This is a genomic window from Gemmatimonadota bacterium (assembly GCA_040882465.1).
GTDB lineage: Bacteria > Gemmatimonadota > Gemmatimonadetes > Longimicrobiales > Gaopeijiaceae > JBBEBG01.
Genome location: JBBEBG010000039.1, coordinates 42,149 through 57,247, shown reverse-complemented (window position 1 = coordinate 57,247; position 15,099 = coordinate 42,149). Strand labels below are relative to the sequence as shown.

Genomic DNA, 15,099 nt, shown 5'->3' with positions numbered 1-15,099 from the left:
CTACGGATCGAAGCATGACCTGCCACCGCGGCGCCCGGGCTCGACTCTACCGCCACAGGGCCTTGTGATGAGGAGCGTGGATCAGAGGAGAGAGAGGATGGTGGTTGGGGTGGCTGTGGCGATGGAGGCGCCCTTGAAGTCTGGTTCGTTGCGCGTGACCAAGTACTCCGCATCGATTCGGAACGCGGCGGCGGCTTGTACCGCATCCTCGAAATCGTTCAGCGGCAGGGATAGCGCGCGGTAGAAGTCCTGTTTTTCGACCGGGACCACTTCGAGAAGGCGGAGAAGGTCATGCATGGCCGTGATGGCCGTGTCTCGGTCTCGGCTCCTGGCGACGACGTAGTAGACTGTGGGAAGGGTGTGGCCCGCGACGAAGCCTTGGGCCTGGTTCGTTTCGAGAGCTGCGAGGAGTTCCGCTGCGGGCCGGGCCCATGGATCGCGCTCGAGCACGACATCCAAAAGGACGTTAATGTCGAGGAGCAGCCTCATTGGCCGTACTTCTCTACGAGGTGCCGCCGGTAGTCTTCGCGATCACCCGCGCCTTTTGCCACTCCCAGGAGGCGCCGGACCGTAGGGGTCAGGGTTTCCTCGAACTCGTCCCCGGCCGGGAGATGAGCCAAGAACTCGGTGACGAGCCTGGAAATGCTGGTGTTGTGGCGCTGAGTGTACCGACGAGCCCGCTCAATGACGTCGGGGTCGACCGTGATGTTGAGTCGTTGTTTGGACATGGGTGCCTCCGTGCGCATAAGTACACCACAATGATGCGCATAGCGTGGACGGCGGTCAAGTGGCGGCGAGGGTTGGCTCGTCGACGAGGCCCTGCAGCGCATAACAACGGGTTGCCGATTCCGGCCCTTTGGGCCTCCATCGCAACCCTGAACCGTTATCTGAAATCGCATCGAAACCGATAACCACGTCTCTTCACGGAGTTGAGGATGAGAAGTACGATCGCACTCGCCGGGCTAGTCCGTAGCACCTTCCTCCAGGCTTTAGCCCTCCTGTCCGTGGCGACCGCGAGCGCCGCGCAGCAGGTGCCGCCCCCTAAGATCATCGTCTCGGGCGCTTCCGGTCAGCTGGGCGGGCTGATTGTAGAGGACCTGCTGGCACGGGGCGTTGCACCGGGCGATCTGATCCTTGTGAGCCGGACGCCCGAGGACCTCGAGCGTTACGCCGCGATGGGGGCGAGCACTCGCTTCGGAGACTTCACACAGCCGGAGTCTCTATCCGCGGCGTACGCAGGAGGGGATCGGATGGTGATGATCAGTCTGAATACCCGCGGCAATCCGGATCCCCGCGTGGCCACCGAGCGTGCGGCGCTCCAGAAGACCGCAATCGACGCGGCCGTTGCAGCGGGGGTAAGTCACATCGTCTACACGTCTTTTGTGGATGCCGATCGAAACGAGTCGCCCATCGCAGTGGACCATCGAATTACCGAGGCGGACCTGCGCGCGAGCGGCGTTGCATGGACCTCGCTACGGAACCAGTGGTACGGTGACCGCATCATCGGCGCGGCGGCGGCCATGGTCCGCCGAGGCCAAGTCGTCGTTCGGCCGGACGGCCTGGGCGTTGCATACGTGACCCGGGAGGACTGCGCAGCGGCGGCGGCAGCGGTCCTTACCACCCCTGGTCACGAGAACCGTGTCTATGAGATCACGGGCCCAACGCGGTTCACCGACGGTGATCTGGCGGTGATCGCAAGTGAGATCACGGGCGTAGAAATCGAGGTCGTCATCGCAACGCCCGAGCAGGCTGCCAGTCTCCCATAGCCCCCACCGTCCGGCGAGACTCTCTCGACACACTTCCGCGACATCACGGGAAGCGAGGGCACGACGGCACGTCAGATATTGGAGTCGAATCGAGAGGCATTGATAGCCGCGAGGAGCAACTGATCGCTGACGGCATGGCACTCGCCTGCCACTGTGCTCCTGCTTTGATGTGATCGCTTGGTCGCGACGGCGCACGGGCGCCGTGGGCCAACGGGAAACGTGCTGGCGTTGCGACGTGCGAGTTACGTTCAAGAGATTTTTATAGCTCGCGCGTTTCCCTTTTTGGCACCGCGATGCGATGAAAGCGATCATCTGCACCAGATACGGTCCGCCGGAGGTCTTACAGCAGGCGGAGCTACCCCAGCCCGCGCCACTCGACAACGACGTGCTGATCCGTATCCACGCTACTACCTGCCATATCGGTGACGTTCGAGTCCGTGGCGCGATTCTCCCTCTCTGGATGCAACTTCCTTTCAGGCTTTATATGGGCATCCGGAAGCCGAAGCGCAAAGTACTGGGCATGGAACTCTCGGGTGGGGTAGAAGCCGTCGGAAAGGCGGTCCGCAGATTCAAGCCCGGTGATGCTGTGCTGGCTTTTTCAGGCTTTGCCCTCGGTGCCTATGCGGAATACATCTGCCTGCCCGAGGACGCCGGGGATGTCCGAAAGGGTCTCGTTGTGCATAAACCGGCTTCCATGAGCTTTGCCGAGGCGGCTGCCGGCATCGCCACGGGCGGACTCACGGCTTTGAGCATGCTCAGGAAGGCGGACATCCGCCCCGGACGGAGCGTGCTGGTTTACGGAGCTTCGGGAAGTGTGGGCGTGTACGCCTTGCAGTTGGCCAGGTATTTCGGCGCAGAGGTCACGGGCGTTTGCAGCACGGGGAATCTTGACATGGTGCGATCCCTGGGGGCGAGCAAGGTCATCGACTACACGAGGGACGAACTCGAAACCTGCACGGAAACTTTCGATGTGGTCCTCGATGCCGTCGGAAAACTGCCGGCGGCTCTGGCCAGGAGGCTTTTGGCACCCTCCGGCCAGAGTCTCGACGTGCGGAAGCATGCTCATCTAGTCGGGAAGATGACGACAGCGGAACTGCAATTCCTGACCTCATTGGCTGACGGGGGCGAGCTCCACACCTTCGTCGACCGCGAATACCCATTGGACCGGATCGTGGAAGCCCATGCTTATGTGCAGCAGGGACACAAGCGCGGGTACGTGGTCATCAACGTGAACCCCATCTCATAATGCCTGAGCGATCTGAGGCATGGGATGCGAGGGTGTGAGGAGGTCACGATGGGAGCCGCGGGTCACACGAATGGGGCCGCTCTCTTCCCGGGGGGGCCGTCAACCGAGAGGGGTCACGCGAAGGTGACCGGTGATCGGGTCGGGGCGCACCGACATCGGCCAGTGATAGATCCGCTCTAGGCTCTCTTCCCTGAGAACTTCCTCCGGCGATCCCTCCGCGGCGACCCGTCCCCCTTCCATCAGAAGCAGCCGGTCCGCGAATCGCGATGCCGCATCGAGATGGTGGGTGATCAGGAAGATCGTCATCCCGCCCGCGGCCGCCTTCCTCAGGAGGCTCAGAATTTCCATCTCGTGCCTCACATCGAGCGACTGAGTGGGTTCGTCCAGGACGAGGGCGCGGGGTTCCTGTGCCAACGCACGGGCGACTCTCGCCCTCTGGAACTCCCCCCCCGACAAAGTGCCCACGTCACGGTCCGCGAACCCGAGTGCGTCGCATTGCTCGAGGGCGCGCTCCACCGCGGCGAGGTCGTCGCGCCCCATGCCGCGAACGGGCCCGAGGTGAGGATATCGTCCCATCTCCACGAGCTGGCGCACCGTGAGTGGGAAGGCGATCGACTCCGACTGGGTGACCGCTCCGACCGCCTTCGCGAGCTCCCGCCGGCCCCAGGCGGCCAGCTCGCGACCGTCGAGAATCACCCTCCCGGATTCGGGCGCGACTGCCCCGAGGAGCGCTCGCATGAGGGTGGATTTCCCGGACCCGTTCGGGCCGAGCACCGCGTAAAAGGAGCCGGCCGGCACGCGTAGGGTCACTCCGTCGAGCGCCGGCGGGCGCCCTCGTCCGTATCGGAAGACCAGATCGTGGGTCTCGAAGGTCACCCTCGCAGGCTCCGCCGAAGGAGTAGAAGGAAGGCCGGCACGCCTACGAAGGCCGTGATCACCCCGATCGGAATCTCGGCGGGGGCGGCCACGGTGCGCGCCAGGAGATCCGCGAGGATGAGGAACGCGCCCCCGGCGAGAAAGGAAAGCGGAAGGAGAAGACGGTGGTTGGAGCCCACGATGATTCGGACACCGTGTGGAATCACCAGTCCCACGAATCCGATGACTCCCGCGAAGGCGACCCCGGCGGCCGCGATCAGGGAGGCGACCCCGTACGCGGTCCGTTTCACTCGCTCGACTCGCGTCCCCAGGTAACGCGCGGTCTCCTCGCCGATCGCCAGGAGGTCGAGTGCGCGGGCGAGCCCGATCAACACGGCCGACAGGGGTAGGGTATAGGCCGCGACGATCGCGACGGTTTGCCAGCTGGCTCCACCCAGGCTCCCCATCATCCAGATGACGGCGGATCGCAGCGTGGCGGCGTTCGAGAGTGCGAAGATGAGAGCGATGCACGCCGAGAAAAAAGCGCCGACGACCACGCCGGACAGGAGCAATACGCGAACGTCCATTCGTCGGTCGGCCGAAAGTGCCACCCCGAAGACGAGGAGGATCGCCACCGCCGCCCCGGCAAAGGCGGCCAGAGGAAGTGCCCAGGAGACCGTGGTGACCCAACCCACGGCCAGGACCAGGACCGCCCCCGTCGCCGCCCCTCCCGAAATCCCCATGATGTACGGTTCCGCGAGCGGATTGCGGAGAAGGGCCTGGAAAACGCCCCCGGCGAGGGCGAGTCCGCCCCCTACGAGAAGGGCGAGGAGCGCGCGCGGGATTCGAAGCTCGGTGACGATGAGGTGATTCGTCTCCGATCCCCGGCCGGCGAAGACGTCGAAGATCTCCGAGAGGGTGATCTCCACGCTCCCGAAGCGGACGCTCAGGAGGAAGGCGACCGCCACGACCGCGAGGAGGAGAACGACCGCGGTTCCTCCGGTCCCGCGGGTCCGGCTCACGGAGTGAGGCCCGGATGGAGGAGGCCCGCGAGGATCCGGGCCGATGCGCCCAGCCCCAGCCCGGGGATCTCGACCTCCAGGGGAATGCGCCTCAGGGGAATGGCCTCCAAAGCGCGTGGGACCGGTGTGCCTTCGGAGACGAGCAGGAGGTCCAGATCGCGAGCGAGAACGGCCTCCACACTCACGGGAGCGTAAAGCGCTCCGGCGTCGGCGAAGACATTTGCTCCACCGGCGAGCTCGACCAGCTCGTGGAGAAAGGTCTCGGGCCCTGCGGCGAGAGGCGGATCGCCGCCGAGGATCGCCACGCGGGGCCGGGGCGCCCCCGCGACGCGGAGGGCGACCTCATCGAGCTCGTCTCTGAGGGAGGCGCGAATCGAGTCCGCCGCCTCCACCTCCCCCACGGCCTGGCCGAGGAGGCCGATAATCCGCATGACATCTTCGATCCCATTGGGGCGAATCGAGAAGTGCGGGATTCCGGCGGCGTCCAGCCGGCGGGGCGTCGTGGCGTCCGAGCCGGCCTCGAAGCGGACGACGAGATCCGGCCGGAGCGAGACGATGGTCTCGATCGAAGATCCCAGCCCTCCGCCCACGGAGGGGAGACTCGCGACGGCTGCCTCGTCGTCGAAGTCGGTGCGTCCGACGAACTGCGCCTCCTGGCCCAGGGCGAGAAGGATCGACGTCGCGGAAGGGACGAGGGAGATGATGCGCTGCGGGGGAGCCGGGAGGACGACCTCGCGCCCCCCGTCGTCGCGGACCGTGACGGGGAACCCCTGGGACGGCTCGGGCGTCGCCCGTCCCCCTCGATCGCTCCGCGCCCCCTCCTGTTCCGATCCGCCGCACCCGCCGGCCAAAAGCGCGGCCGCCAGAAAGAGACCTTTCCCGAGGCAGCGGCGGTCCGAGGGGCGTTCCCGGGCGATCGGTGTGGCGGCGGCGATTCGCCGCATCAGCGGAAGGTCCGGATCCCTCCCCGAGCGGCCGGCACGCCGCAGGGATCCTGGTAGAGCATGGACCACTCGCCTTCGCGCGTTCCCAGTAGGGCGAGCCACCGCGCTTCTTCGCCGAAGACCTCGAGGAGGAGGTCCGGGGCGCCGGCCCCTTGCAGATCGTGCGCCCCGAGCAGCCGGGCGAACGCCTTTCCGTCCTGCCCGACTCGCTGGTACCAGGCCACGATGGGTTCGTAACGCGTGCCCACGGGGGCCGAGGCGATGAAGAGGCCATAAGCGACCGGGACTTCGGGGCCGATGTCCATCTCGCCGCCGTAAACGAAGGAAGCTGCGAGCCCCTGCGTCGCGCCGCCGTCGAATACGAGTGGTTGGAGGTCCCGGCGGGCGCCCGGAATGGAGGCGGGCCAAGGGACGTTCATGGCCGGGATCGCGATCTGCGCGGCGGTGACGGATCCGGGATCGAGCGCCGCCATACCGGGCGAGGCGGGGAGGGGCGCGGATTCGGCGGCCGATTCTAGCCCGACCGCAAAAAGGTCGTCCTTCGCAACCGCCAGGAAGCGGCGTTCCCCCGAAGCCTCGGGGCGGATCTCGACCCTCCCGCTCGCGCTGGGGCGAAGGCGGCAGGTCGACTCGTCCGCTGCCGCGAAGCCGTCCGCGATGAAGGTCCCCGCGCGGGCGCCCCGGGAGAGAAGGACGAATTCGGTCGCACGCTCGAAGCGGCCGATCGCGAACCGCTCCACCATCTCCGGCACTTCCTCGGAGTCGGGGAGGGGCTCGTACCCTTCGTCTGTGAAGGAGGCGACGGCGACGAGCGATGCTTCGGACCCTTCGCCCCGCTCCACCAGGTAGAGGACCGGACCGGTCTGGATCGGGGCGAGAGGAGTGGGAAGGGAGTCCGGCAGAACGATTTGGGTGGGCATGCCCTGCGCCGGAGCCGGCGCCTGGAGCTCCAGTTGGAACCCCCCGAACTCCACGTTGTCGCACCCGGAGCTCGCGATTATCATCACGGGCACGAGGAAGGAGGGAAATCCCTTGGCGTGCATGGTGTTTCCGGGGTGGGGCGGCCGCGAGCGACTTCCGAACACTGGTCGGGAGCGGGAAAGGCCCGAGTCATGAAGTTACCCGAGCGGAAAGTGGAGCGCAAAGGTCCGCCGGTCCATCGGAAGGAGGGGGATGGCCGACCCAAGCGATTCGTTCCGAAGCGTGCTGGGGCACTTCACCACGGGAGTCACGGTCGTCACGGGGGCGGGCGCCGCCGGAGCTCCGGTGGGCCTCACGGCCAATTCGATGGCCTCGGTTTCCCTGCGACCGCCACTCGTTCTGGTCTGCCTCGACCGGGGATCCGCCTCTCTCGCGGCGATTCTCGAGACGCGCCGGTTCGGAATCTCGGTCCTCCGGGGGCAGCAGGAGGCCCTCGCTCGCCGTTTCTCCGCGGAGGTGCCCGGGGAGCGCTTCAGAGAGCTCGAGTTGCGCCGTTCCCTCGGCGGTGTCCCTTTCCTCCCCGACCCCCTCGCCTGGTTGGAGTGCGCGCTCTGGAAGCCCGTGGACGCGGGGGATCACACGATCCTGATCGGCGAAGTTCTTGCCTTCGGGGCCGACGAGACCGGTTCGCCCCTTCTCTTCTTTCGGGGAGAGTACGGAACCTTCGAACCGTGACCGCCCCCGCGGCGCGTCCCGAAGGCCTTTAGGAGGACGGTGCGCCTCGTCCACCTCTCCGACCTCCATCTCGGCTTCCGGGCCTTCCCCCGCGCCGAGAGGGGGTGGAATCTTCGGGAGCGGGATCTGGCCGGGGCCTTCCGCTGGGCGGTTCAGGAGATCGTCCGCCTGGCGCCCGACCTGGTCCTCCTCTCCGGCGATCTCTTCGATCGCCCAGATCCCCCGAACACCGCGTACCTCGCCCTTCAGCGAGGGCTCGGCATCCTTCGCTCTCACCTGCCCGCGACCCAGCTCCTCGCGATCGCGGGCGAACGCGACACCCCGCGGAATCCGGCCGATCCGGGACCCCTCGCGGTCCTGGACGGCCTTCCCGGCGTCGAGGCGGCGGCGGGTGCGCCGAGAGCGGTGCGCTTCCGCGAGGCGGGGATCCATGTGTTGCTCGTTCCTCAACGGGCGATTCTGGACCCACCCTTTCCCGCGCTTCGTCCGGACCCCGGCGCCCGCTGGAACATTCTCGTCATTCGGGGCCGGGTGACCGACGCTCCTTCGGCGTTGCCCGTAAGACCCGCGGAGTGGAGCTACATCGCCGTCGGCGGACCCCACGAAGCCATGCGTTGGGCCCCAAACGCCTGGTCGGCCGGGGCGCTCGAGCGTCCCGGGCGGAACCCCTGGCACCAGGCGACCGAGGAGCGTGGCTTCCTCAGCTTCGACCTGGAGGGCGGGACGACGGAGTTTCACCCGGTTCCCGGGCGCCCCGTCGTGGACCTCGCGCCGGTCCGCGTTTCCTCCTCCGATCCGGATACCGGCACACGAAGGCTTCGCGAGCTCCTCGAGGGAATCCCGGGGGGCACGGAAGGAAGGATCGTCCGGATCCGCCTCCGGGGGGATGTCCTCGCCCCCGGGGACGGCGTCTCGGAGGGGCTTCTCTCCGCGATCCGAGGGAGGGCGGCCTTCGCGGAGTTCCACCTTCTCGGAGAGAGCGCTCCGGCTGCGACGCGGCGTTCTCCCCGGGGCTCCGAGACATTCGCCCTCCGCTTCGGCGTTTCCGAGGAGGGAGTGCCGACCGAGGTTCCCCTCGGATTCGGAGTCGTCCTCCTCACCGCCCCGACGGAGGCGGACCGGACGCGGATCGTCCGGGCGCTGCGCGGGCCGGACGAATCGGCGGACGGGGGCTACCCGCCACTCCCTGCGTTGGAAGTCCTTCGGGTCGGGGACGGGACCATCCCGTTCCCCACACTCCCCGATGGCGATCCGGCGGAGCTCCTGCGCGCGATCCTGGTCCACCGGGCGCCGGCGCCGCCACAAATTGGAGCCGCGTTGCCGGGAGATGGCCTCGCGGAGCCGCCGGAGGCGGGCGTCGCCGCCATGGCGAACGCTCTCACGGAGCTGCGTGCGGATTCCATCGAGGCGACCGGGGACCTGGAGGCCCGAACGCTCGAGTGGGCGCGCGACCGCCAGGAAGCCGATACCAAACTCCTCGACTACCGCGACCGGGCGCGTGAGCTGAAGAATCGCATCCGCCTTCTCGAAGCCCGGGGTGAGGAGAGCCGCTGCCCCACCTGCGGACGGCCGCTCGGATCGGAAGCGGGACGGCTTATGGCCACCCTTTCCGACGAGATGGAAGCGGTCATTCAGGACGGGAAGTGGTGGAAGAAGAGGCGTGCGCAGCTCGACGAGAAGCCGAAGGAGCTTCAGGCGATGGAGGAGAACTCGCTCCGACTCCACGCGCGCGTCGAAGAAGAAGCCGAGCGGGTCCAGCGCGCCCGCGAGCACCACGCCGCCGGTCGAGAGTCGCCGCCCCGCGAGGGCTTTGAGAGGCCCGGCGCAGCTGGAACGACCGGCGGACCTGCACTGGAGGCGCTCCCCGGAGCACGCGCCGTTCTGCGCAGGACCGCGAACCTCCTTTCCTCCATGACGGAGGGACGGATCTCGGGGGTGCGGGTGCGAGAGGGGCGCCTCCTGGCCGTGGGCGCGGGGGGGCGGGAAGAGGTGCCGGAAGGGACGGATCTCACGGCCCTTCGTTTCGCGATCCGCTTCTCTGCGTGGGAGTCTGGGGAGGGGAGCGCGGGTGAGCCGGGCCCCCTGCTCCTGACCGAGCTCGGCGGGCATGGGGGCGAACCGTTGGCTTCGGCCGCGATTGAAGTCGTTGCGGAGCGCGTCCCCGAAGGGGCCCTCGCCCTCGTCGTCGCGCCGCCCTCCGTGGCGGAGAATCTCCCCGAGCGCATGGCGCGGGTCCTCGAGCTCACCCTGGACGGGCGGGGGCGCTGGATCGTGCGCCGGATTCCTTCGGGTTCCCCTGGACTTTCGATCCCCGAGGAGGGATGACCGGGAGGGGGCCGGTCGAGCGGAGGACCGGCGACCCGGCCTCAGTTCCGCGACAGGTGGAGTGCACCGAGCGTGTCGCGCCGGATCCGCCACCCGGGGGGACACCAGGTCGTCGCGCTGTATTCGGTGACGATGGCGGGCCCGGCGATGGCCCGGTCCTCCTCGAGACTCCCGCGCGCGACCACGGCAGCCTCGATCTTCTCCCCCCTCCAGAAGACCGTGGTGTGTGCGGCGCCTGCCGCGGTTTCCGGCTCCCGCAGGGTGGCTGTGGCGATCTCCGCGCCGGGGGACTCCACCTGAACCCGGAGCGTCACCGCCTCCACCAGGACACCCTCGCGCCGGTACCCATATCGCGCCTCGTGCGCCTCCTGGAAGCGAGTCGCCCATTGAACCGCCGGGACGCGGAGCTCGAAGCTCTGATCGCGGTACCGGGCGTCCACCCACCGGCGGGACGTGAGCCGGTCCCGAGGCGCGCCCTCCCGAAGCATCTCCTCCATCGCCCCCTCTTCGAGTTCCGCAAGGATCCTCTCGACCTCCTCGCCGCTCCCCGACTCTTCAGAGGAAACGAGAACGGTTCGCTGGCGCTCCCGGAGGTTTGGCGCAACGAGCATTCCGAAAGCGGAAAAGAGCCCCGGCGCCGGCGGCACGAGGACCCCTTCGACCCCGAGGCGATCGGCGAGCTCGGCGGCGTGGAGGCCTGCGGCCCCTCCGAAGGCGACGAGGGTGAAGTCGGAGACATCGACCCCCCGCTCGACCGAGATCACGCGAAGGGCTCCCTCCATTGCGGTGTTTGCGACTTCGACCACCCCCTCCGCGACCTGGTCCGGAGAGGTACCCGCTTCCCGGGCCAGCTCCGCCAGCGGGGCCGCGACCGCCGTCCGGTCCAGGAGTCGCCGGCCCCCGGCCAGGCTGGCGGACGGCAGTCGCCCCAGCCAGAGGTGCGCGTCGGTGACCGTCACCTCTGCTCCACCGTCTCCATAAGCGATCGGGCCGGGGACGGCTCCGGCGCTTTCCGGCCCGACGCGGAGCGCCCCGCCGGGGTCCACGCGGGCGATCGAACCGCCCCCCGCGCCGACCGTGTGGATGTCGAGGAGGGGAATCGCAATCGGGATCCCCCCGACCCGTCCCTCCCGCGTGTGGAGGAGCGATCCGGGAATGAGGCTCACGTCGGTGGAGGTCCCGCCCATGTCGAAGGAGAGGAGGCGCTCCTTCCCGCAACGTCGCCCCCATTCGAGCGCGGCGACGACGCCCCCCGCCGGCCCCGAGAGTATTGTATGCACGGGTTCCGTCGCGGCGCGCGCGAGCGGAAGAGCGCCGCCGTTCGATCCCATGATACGGATGCGTCCGCCGCCGGTTTCGCGTGCGAGACGTTCGAGATACCGCCTCATCAGCGGTGCGATGTAAGCATTCGCGACCGTCGTGGAGGTCCGTTCGAATTCGCGAAACTCGGGGAGGATTTTCGAAGAAATGGAAAGGGGGACCGAGATCGGTTCGAGGGCCAGACCGACGGCCTCCTCGTGCATGGGGTTCGCGTAGCTGTGCAGCAGCACGACCGCGACCGACTCGGCGGCCGAGAGTCGGGGCGGGAGGGCTGCGAGCTCGTCGGGGTCCAGGGGCTCGATTTCCGATCCGTCCGCGCCGAGTCGCCCTGAGACTCCGAGTCGGTGGTCGCGGTCCACCAGAGGCGGCGGCCGATGCCCGACGAGGGCATAAAGTTGGGGGCGGTCCTGGCGTCCGATCTCGAGCACGTCCTCGAACCCGGAATTCGTCACGAGGAAGACGCGCGCACCTTTCCGCTCGAGGAGGGCGTTCGTGGCGGCGGTCGACCCGTGGACGATCTCGAGGTCCCCGGAGAGGAGGAGCTCTTCCGCCGCTCGTTCCGCGAGGATGCGCCGGATTCCCGCGAGGACGGCCTCCGCGGGGTCCGCGGGGGTCGAAGGAAGTTTCAGGGCGGTGAGGGACCCCTCGTGGAAGAGAAGCAGGTCCGTGAAGGTCCCTCCGGTATCGATCGCCAGGAGCGACGTTGACATTATCTCCTCACCTGGGGACATTCCCGCCCTCCGGTTCGCGAAACCCCTTCCGAGCTACCGGATCGCCCCGCCGCCCGTCAACTTTCGTTCCCTCATGAAGCTCATCCCTTCCTTCGAAGAGTTCGCGAACTACGCGCGCACGGCCAGGATCGTGCCCGTGCGGGGCGACTTCCTCTTCGACACCGAGACCGCCGTCACGGCCTATCAGAAGCTCGCGCGGCCGCCTTTCGGATTCCTCCTCGAGTCGGTGGTCGGAGGGGAGAAGTGGGCCCGGTACACTTTTCTCGGAACGGAGCCCGCGGCGGCCTGGCGGCTCAAAGGGAATGCAGTTTCCTGGTGGACCCCAGGGAAGGGTTGGGAGGAGGTCGAAACGACGGATCCCCTCGCCGATCTCGACGCGCGCCTGCGCGACCGCGTCCCCGCGCCCGTCCCCGGCCTTCCCCGCTTCTGGGGAGGGGCGGTCGGTTATTTCGGCTACGATGTGATCCGCCAGGTGGAGCGTCTCCCCGAGCTGGCGCGCGACGACCTCGGGATTCCGGACGCCGAGCTGATCTTCACGGACATGGTTCTCGCCATAGACAACCTGCTCGGGCGGGCGATGGCGATCCGGGCCGTCGAAGTGGAGCCGGGCCTCTCGGAAGCCGAGTTGCGCGTGCGATACCGGAAGGCGGAAGAGGCGATCGCCGGGGTCGTGGAGCGCCTGAACGCAGGGTCGCCCCCGCCCCCTCTGGTCCTCCGCGCCGAGCCGCCGGAGGATCCTCCCTTCGAGAGTACGATGACAAGGGCGGAATACGAGGCGGCGGTCGCACGGATCCGCGAATACATCCTGGCCGGGGACGCCTTCCAGGTCGTGCTCAGCCAGAGGCTCGGGATGAAGCTCGACGGCTCGCCCTTCGAACTCTACCGCGCACTCCGCTCGCTGAATCCTTCCCCTTACCTCTTTTACATCGAGCTGGATGGCGTGCGCCTCGTGGGCGCTTCCCCGGAAGTTCTGACCCGGGTGGACCGAGGGACCATCACGGTGCGCCCGATCGCGGGGACGCGTCGCCGGGGACGCGATGAGGCGGAAGACCGCGCCCTCGAGCTCGACCTCCTCGCTGACGAGAAGGAGCTTGCCGAGCACCGAATGCTCGTGGACCTCGGACGTAATGACGTGGGACGCGTCGCCCGTTTCGGGACGGTGCGCGTCCCCGAGCTCATGGCGGTCGAGCGCTACTCTCACGTGATGCACATTTGCTCTCAGGTCGAAGGCGAGTTGAAGGAGGGGCTCGGGGCGATGGACGTGCTGCGCGCATGTTTTCCCGCGGGGACCGTTTCCGGTGCGCCGAAGATCCGCGCGATGGAGATCATCGAGGAACTCGAGCCCACGCGCCGTGGCCCCTATGCCGGAGCGGTGGGTTATCTCGGGTACGGCGGAATGACGATGGATACCGCCATCGCGATCCGCACCGTTCTCGCCGTGGACGGGCGCGCCTTCGTGCAGGCCGGTGCCGGGATCGTCGCCGACTCCGATCCCGCAACGGAGTATGAGGAGACGCTGAACAAGGCGCGCGCCCTCCTTCGCGCAGGGGTCATGGTGGGGCATCCGGAGGAGTGATCCCGGAGCGGGCTCGTCAGAGCCGCCGGTAGAACTCCAAAAGCGAGGCGATCCCCTTCTCGATCTGCGCGTCGGGAAACCATTCGTCGGGGGCGTGCAGATTCGCGCCCGGGTATCCGAATCCCATGAGGACGCAGCGAGTCCCCAGGACGCGCTCGAAGCCGGCGACGATCGGGATCGAAGCGCCGTCGCCTATGAGGACCGGCTCCTTCCCGTAAACGCTGGCCAGCGCCCCCCGGGCCGCTTCGAAGACGGGCCCCTCGGTGCTGGCGCGCCAGGGTCTTCCCCCGTGCAGCGGCACGACCTCGACCTCCACCTCCGCGGGAGCGACGCGCGCGACGTGCGCCCGGAAAAGCCGCTCGACCTCCTTCGGGTCCTGATCCGGAACGAGCCGGAAGCTCACCTTCGCCAGCGCGTGTGACGGAAGGACGGTTTTCGCCCCCTCGCCCGTGTATCCGGCGAGAAGGCCGTTCACCTCGCAGGTCGGGCGCGTCCAGAGCCTCTCGAGCGTCGAGTAACCCGCCTCTCCGGAGAGCGCGATCGCTCCGGCCTCCTCACGAAACGTCTCGTCGTCGAAGGGGAGCTCGCGCAGGCGGTGAAGCGCCTCGCTCTCCCACTCCGCGACCCGATCGTAAAACTCCGGAATCAGGATGTGGCCGTGGGCGTCGTGCAGGGTGGAGAGGATCTCGACGAGGATGGCCGCGGCATTCGGAACCGCGCCACCGTAGGTCCCCGAGTGGAGGTCTGCACGGGTGCCCCGGACGCGGAGCTCGAAGTAAGCGAGCCCTCGAAGGGAGATCACGAGAGCGGGGACTCCGGGCGCGAACATGGCCGTGTCCGAGACGAGCACCGCGTCCGCGGCGAGCCGCTCGCGATTTGATTCCACGAAAGTGAGAAGATTGGGCGAGGCGATCTCCTCCTCGCCTTCGATCAGGACAACGACGTTGACCGGGAGAGTCCCGCCGTCGGCCAGGAGGAGCTCCAGCGCCTTCAGGTGGAGAAAAACCTGTCCCTTGTCGTCGGCGGCGCCCCGCGCGTAGATGCGCCCGTCGCGCAGCTCCGGCTCGAAGGGCGCGGAAGTCCAGAGTTCGAGGGGCTCCGCCGGCTGGACGTCGTAGTGTCCGTAAACGAGGAGGGTCGGTGCGCCAGGGCCGGCCCCGCGCCATTCTCCGAGAGCGACCGGGTGGCCGCCCGTTTCGGCGACTTCGGCCTCCAGGCCGGCGCGCTGGAGCGCCTCGGCGACCCACTCGGCGGCCCGGCGTGTATCGCCCCCGCGCTCGGCGCGGGCGCTCACCGAAGGGATCCGGAGGAATTCGAAAAGCTCGTCCCGAAACCGGGCGACGTGCGGCGTCAGATCAGGGCGCGAGTGCCCCAACGGTAGATCCAGGTGAGGAGCGCGCTCAGGAAGACCGCGCCGGCCATCCCGCCGATGCTCAGGGCCCTCGGGTCCTCGAACTGGAACGAGCCGACGCCGAGCATCCCGCCGACCACCGCGCCGAAGGCACCGAAAATGGCGAGAATGGCCGTGTGTCCTGGGCGGTCCGCACCACCCCGCTTCAAGACCTTCATCACAAGGCCGATGACCGCCCCCAGGACGATCCAGATCCCAACCCCGATCCAATTTTCCATGGTCCACCCGGCTTGAGCGTCCAACTGTG

14 protein-coding genes are annotated in these 15,099 nt (G+C 67.9%); 5 read left to right on the top strand and 9 right to left on the bottom strand.

From position 1 onward, the window contains the following. Positions 1–81: 81 nt before the first annotated feature. Positions 82–489, bottom strand: a complete 408-nt coding sequence (locus tag WEG36_15170) for a PIN domain-containing protein (protein ID MEX1258936.1) — start codon at positions 487–489, stop codon at positions 82–84. Beyond that, positions 486–728, bottom strand: a complete 243-nt coding sequence (locus WEG36_15165; protein ID MEX1258935.1) for a DUF6364 family protein — start codon at positions 726–728, stop codon at positions 486–488. The genes WEG36_15170 and WEG36_15165 overlap by 4 nt, the downstream gene beginning before the upstream one ends. A gap of 207 nt (positions 729–935) precedes the next feature. Between WEG36_15165 and WEG36_15160 the strand changes: the two genes are divergently transcribed. Then, a complete protein-coding gene (locus tag WEG36_15160) occupies positions 936–1,766 on the top strand; it encodes an NAD(P)H-binding protein (GenBank protein MEX1258934.1) in 831 nt (276 codons plus the stop codon). Positions 1,767–2,064: 298 nt separating this feature from the next. Then, positions 2,065–3,012 (top strand): NAD(P)-dependent alcohol dehydrogenase, encoded by a 948-nt coding sequence (locus WEG36_15155; protein MEX1258933.1) that lies wholly within the window; start codon positions 2,065–2,067, stop codon positions 3,010–3,012. Between the two features lie 99 nt (positions 3,013–3,111). On the opposite strand, the gene WEG36_15150 is transcribed toward WEG36_15155, so the two are convergent. From WEG36_15150 to WEG36_15135, 4 genes are read right to left on the bottom strand one after another with little or no spacing between them, the layout of a single operon-like run. Next, entirely contained in the window at positions 3,112–3,888 is a 777-nt protein-coding gene (locus WEG36_15150; protein ID MEX1258932.1) for an ABC transporter ATP-binding protein, read from the bottom strand. Further along, positions 3,885–4,889 (bottom strand): iron ABC transporter permease, encoded by a 1,005-nt coding sequence (locus tag WEG36_15145; GenBank protein MEX1258931.1) that lies wholly within the window; start codon positions 4,887–4,889, stop codon positions 3,885–3,887. The genes WEG36_15150 and WEG36_15145 overlap by 4 nt, the downstream gene beginning before the upstream one ends. Further along, positions 4,886–5,833, bottom strand: a complete 948-nt coding sequence (locus WEG36_15140) for a helical backbone metal receptor (GenBank protein MEX1258930.1) — start codon at positions 5,831–5,833, stop codon at positions 4,886–4,888. Before WEG36_15140 ends, WEG36_15145 begins: the two co-directional genes overlap by 4 nt. Further along, the gene (locus tag WEG36_15135; GenBank protein MEX1258929.1) at positions 5,833–6,876 is read right to left on the bottom strand and encodes a hypothetical protein; all 1,044 of its coding nucleotides are present in this window, start codon (positions 6,874–6,876) and stop codon (positions 5,833–5,835) included. Before WEG36_15135 ends, WEG36_15140 begins: the two co-directional genes overlap by 1 nt. Positions 6,877–7,006: 130 nt before the next feature. Here WEG36_15135 and WEG36_15130 point away from each other — a divergent pair, with 130 nt between their 5' ends. Next, a complete protein-coding gene (locus tag WEG36_15130; protein MEX1258928.1) occupies positions 7,007–7,489 on the top strand; it encodes a flavin reductase family protein in 483 nt (160 codons plus the stop codon). Positions 7,490–7,528: 39 nt separating this feature from the next. Then, the gene (locus WEG36_15125) at positions 7,529–9,814 is read left to right on the top strand and encodes a metallophosphoesterase (GenBank protein ID MEX1258927.1); all 2,286 of its coding nucleotides are present in this window, start codon (positions 7,529–7,531) and stop codon (positions 9,812–9,814) included. A gap of 41 nt (positions 9,815–9,855) precedes the next feature. On the opposite strand, the gene WEG36_15120 is transcribed toward WEG36_15125, so the two are convergent. Continuing rightward, positions 9,856–11,844 (bottom strand): hydantoinase/oxoprolinase family protein, encoded by a 1,989-nt coding sequence (locus WEG36_15120; protein ID MEX1258926.1) that lies wholly within the window; start codon positions 11,842–11,844, stop codon positions 9,856–9,858. Between the two features lie 94 nt (positions 11,845–11,938). Between WEG36_15120 and trpE the strand changes: the two genes are divergently transcribed. Beyond that, positions 11,939–13,441, top strand: a complete 1,503-nt coding sequence (gene trpE, locus WEG36_15115) for an anthranilate synthase component I (GenBank protein ID MEX1258925.1) — start codon at positions 11,939–11,941, stop codon at positions 13,439–13,441. Positions 13,442–13,457: 16 nt separating this feature from the next. Here the strand turns inward: trpE and WEG36_15110 are convergent, their stop codons facing one another. Further along, complete coding sequence (locus WEG36_15110) at positions 13,458–14,816, bottom strand: dipeptidase (protein ID MEX1258924.1); 1,359 nt, start codon at positions 14,814–14,816, stop codon at positions 13,458–13,460. After that, a complete protein-coding gene (locus WEG36_15105) occupies positions 14,792–15,070 on the bottom strand; it encodes a hypothetical protein (GenBank protein MEX1258923.1) in 279 nt (92 codons plus the stop codon). Before WEG36_15105 ends, WEG36_15110 begins: the two co-directional genes overlap by 25 nt. Positions 15,071–15,099 lie beyond the last annotated feature (29 nt).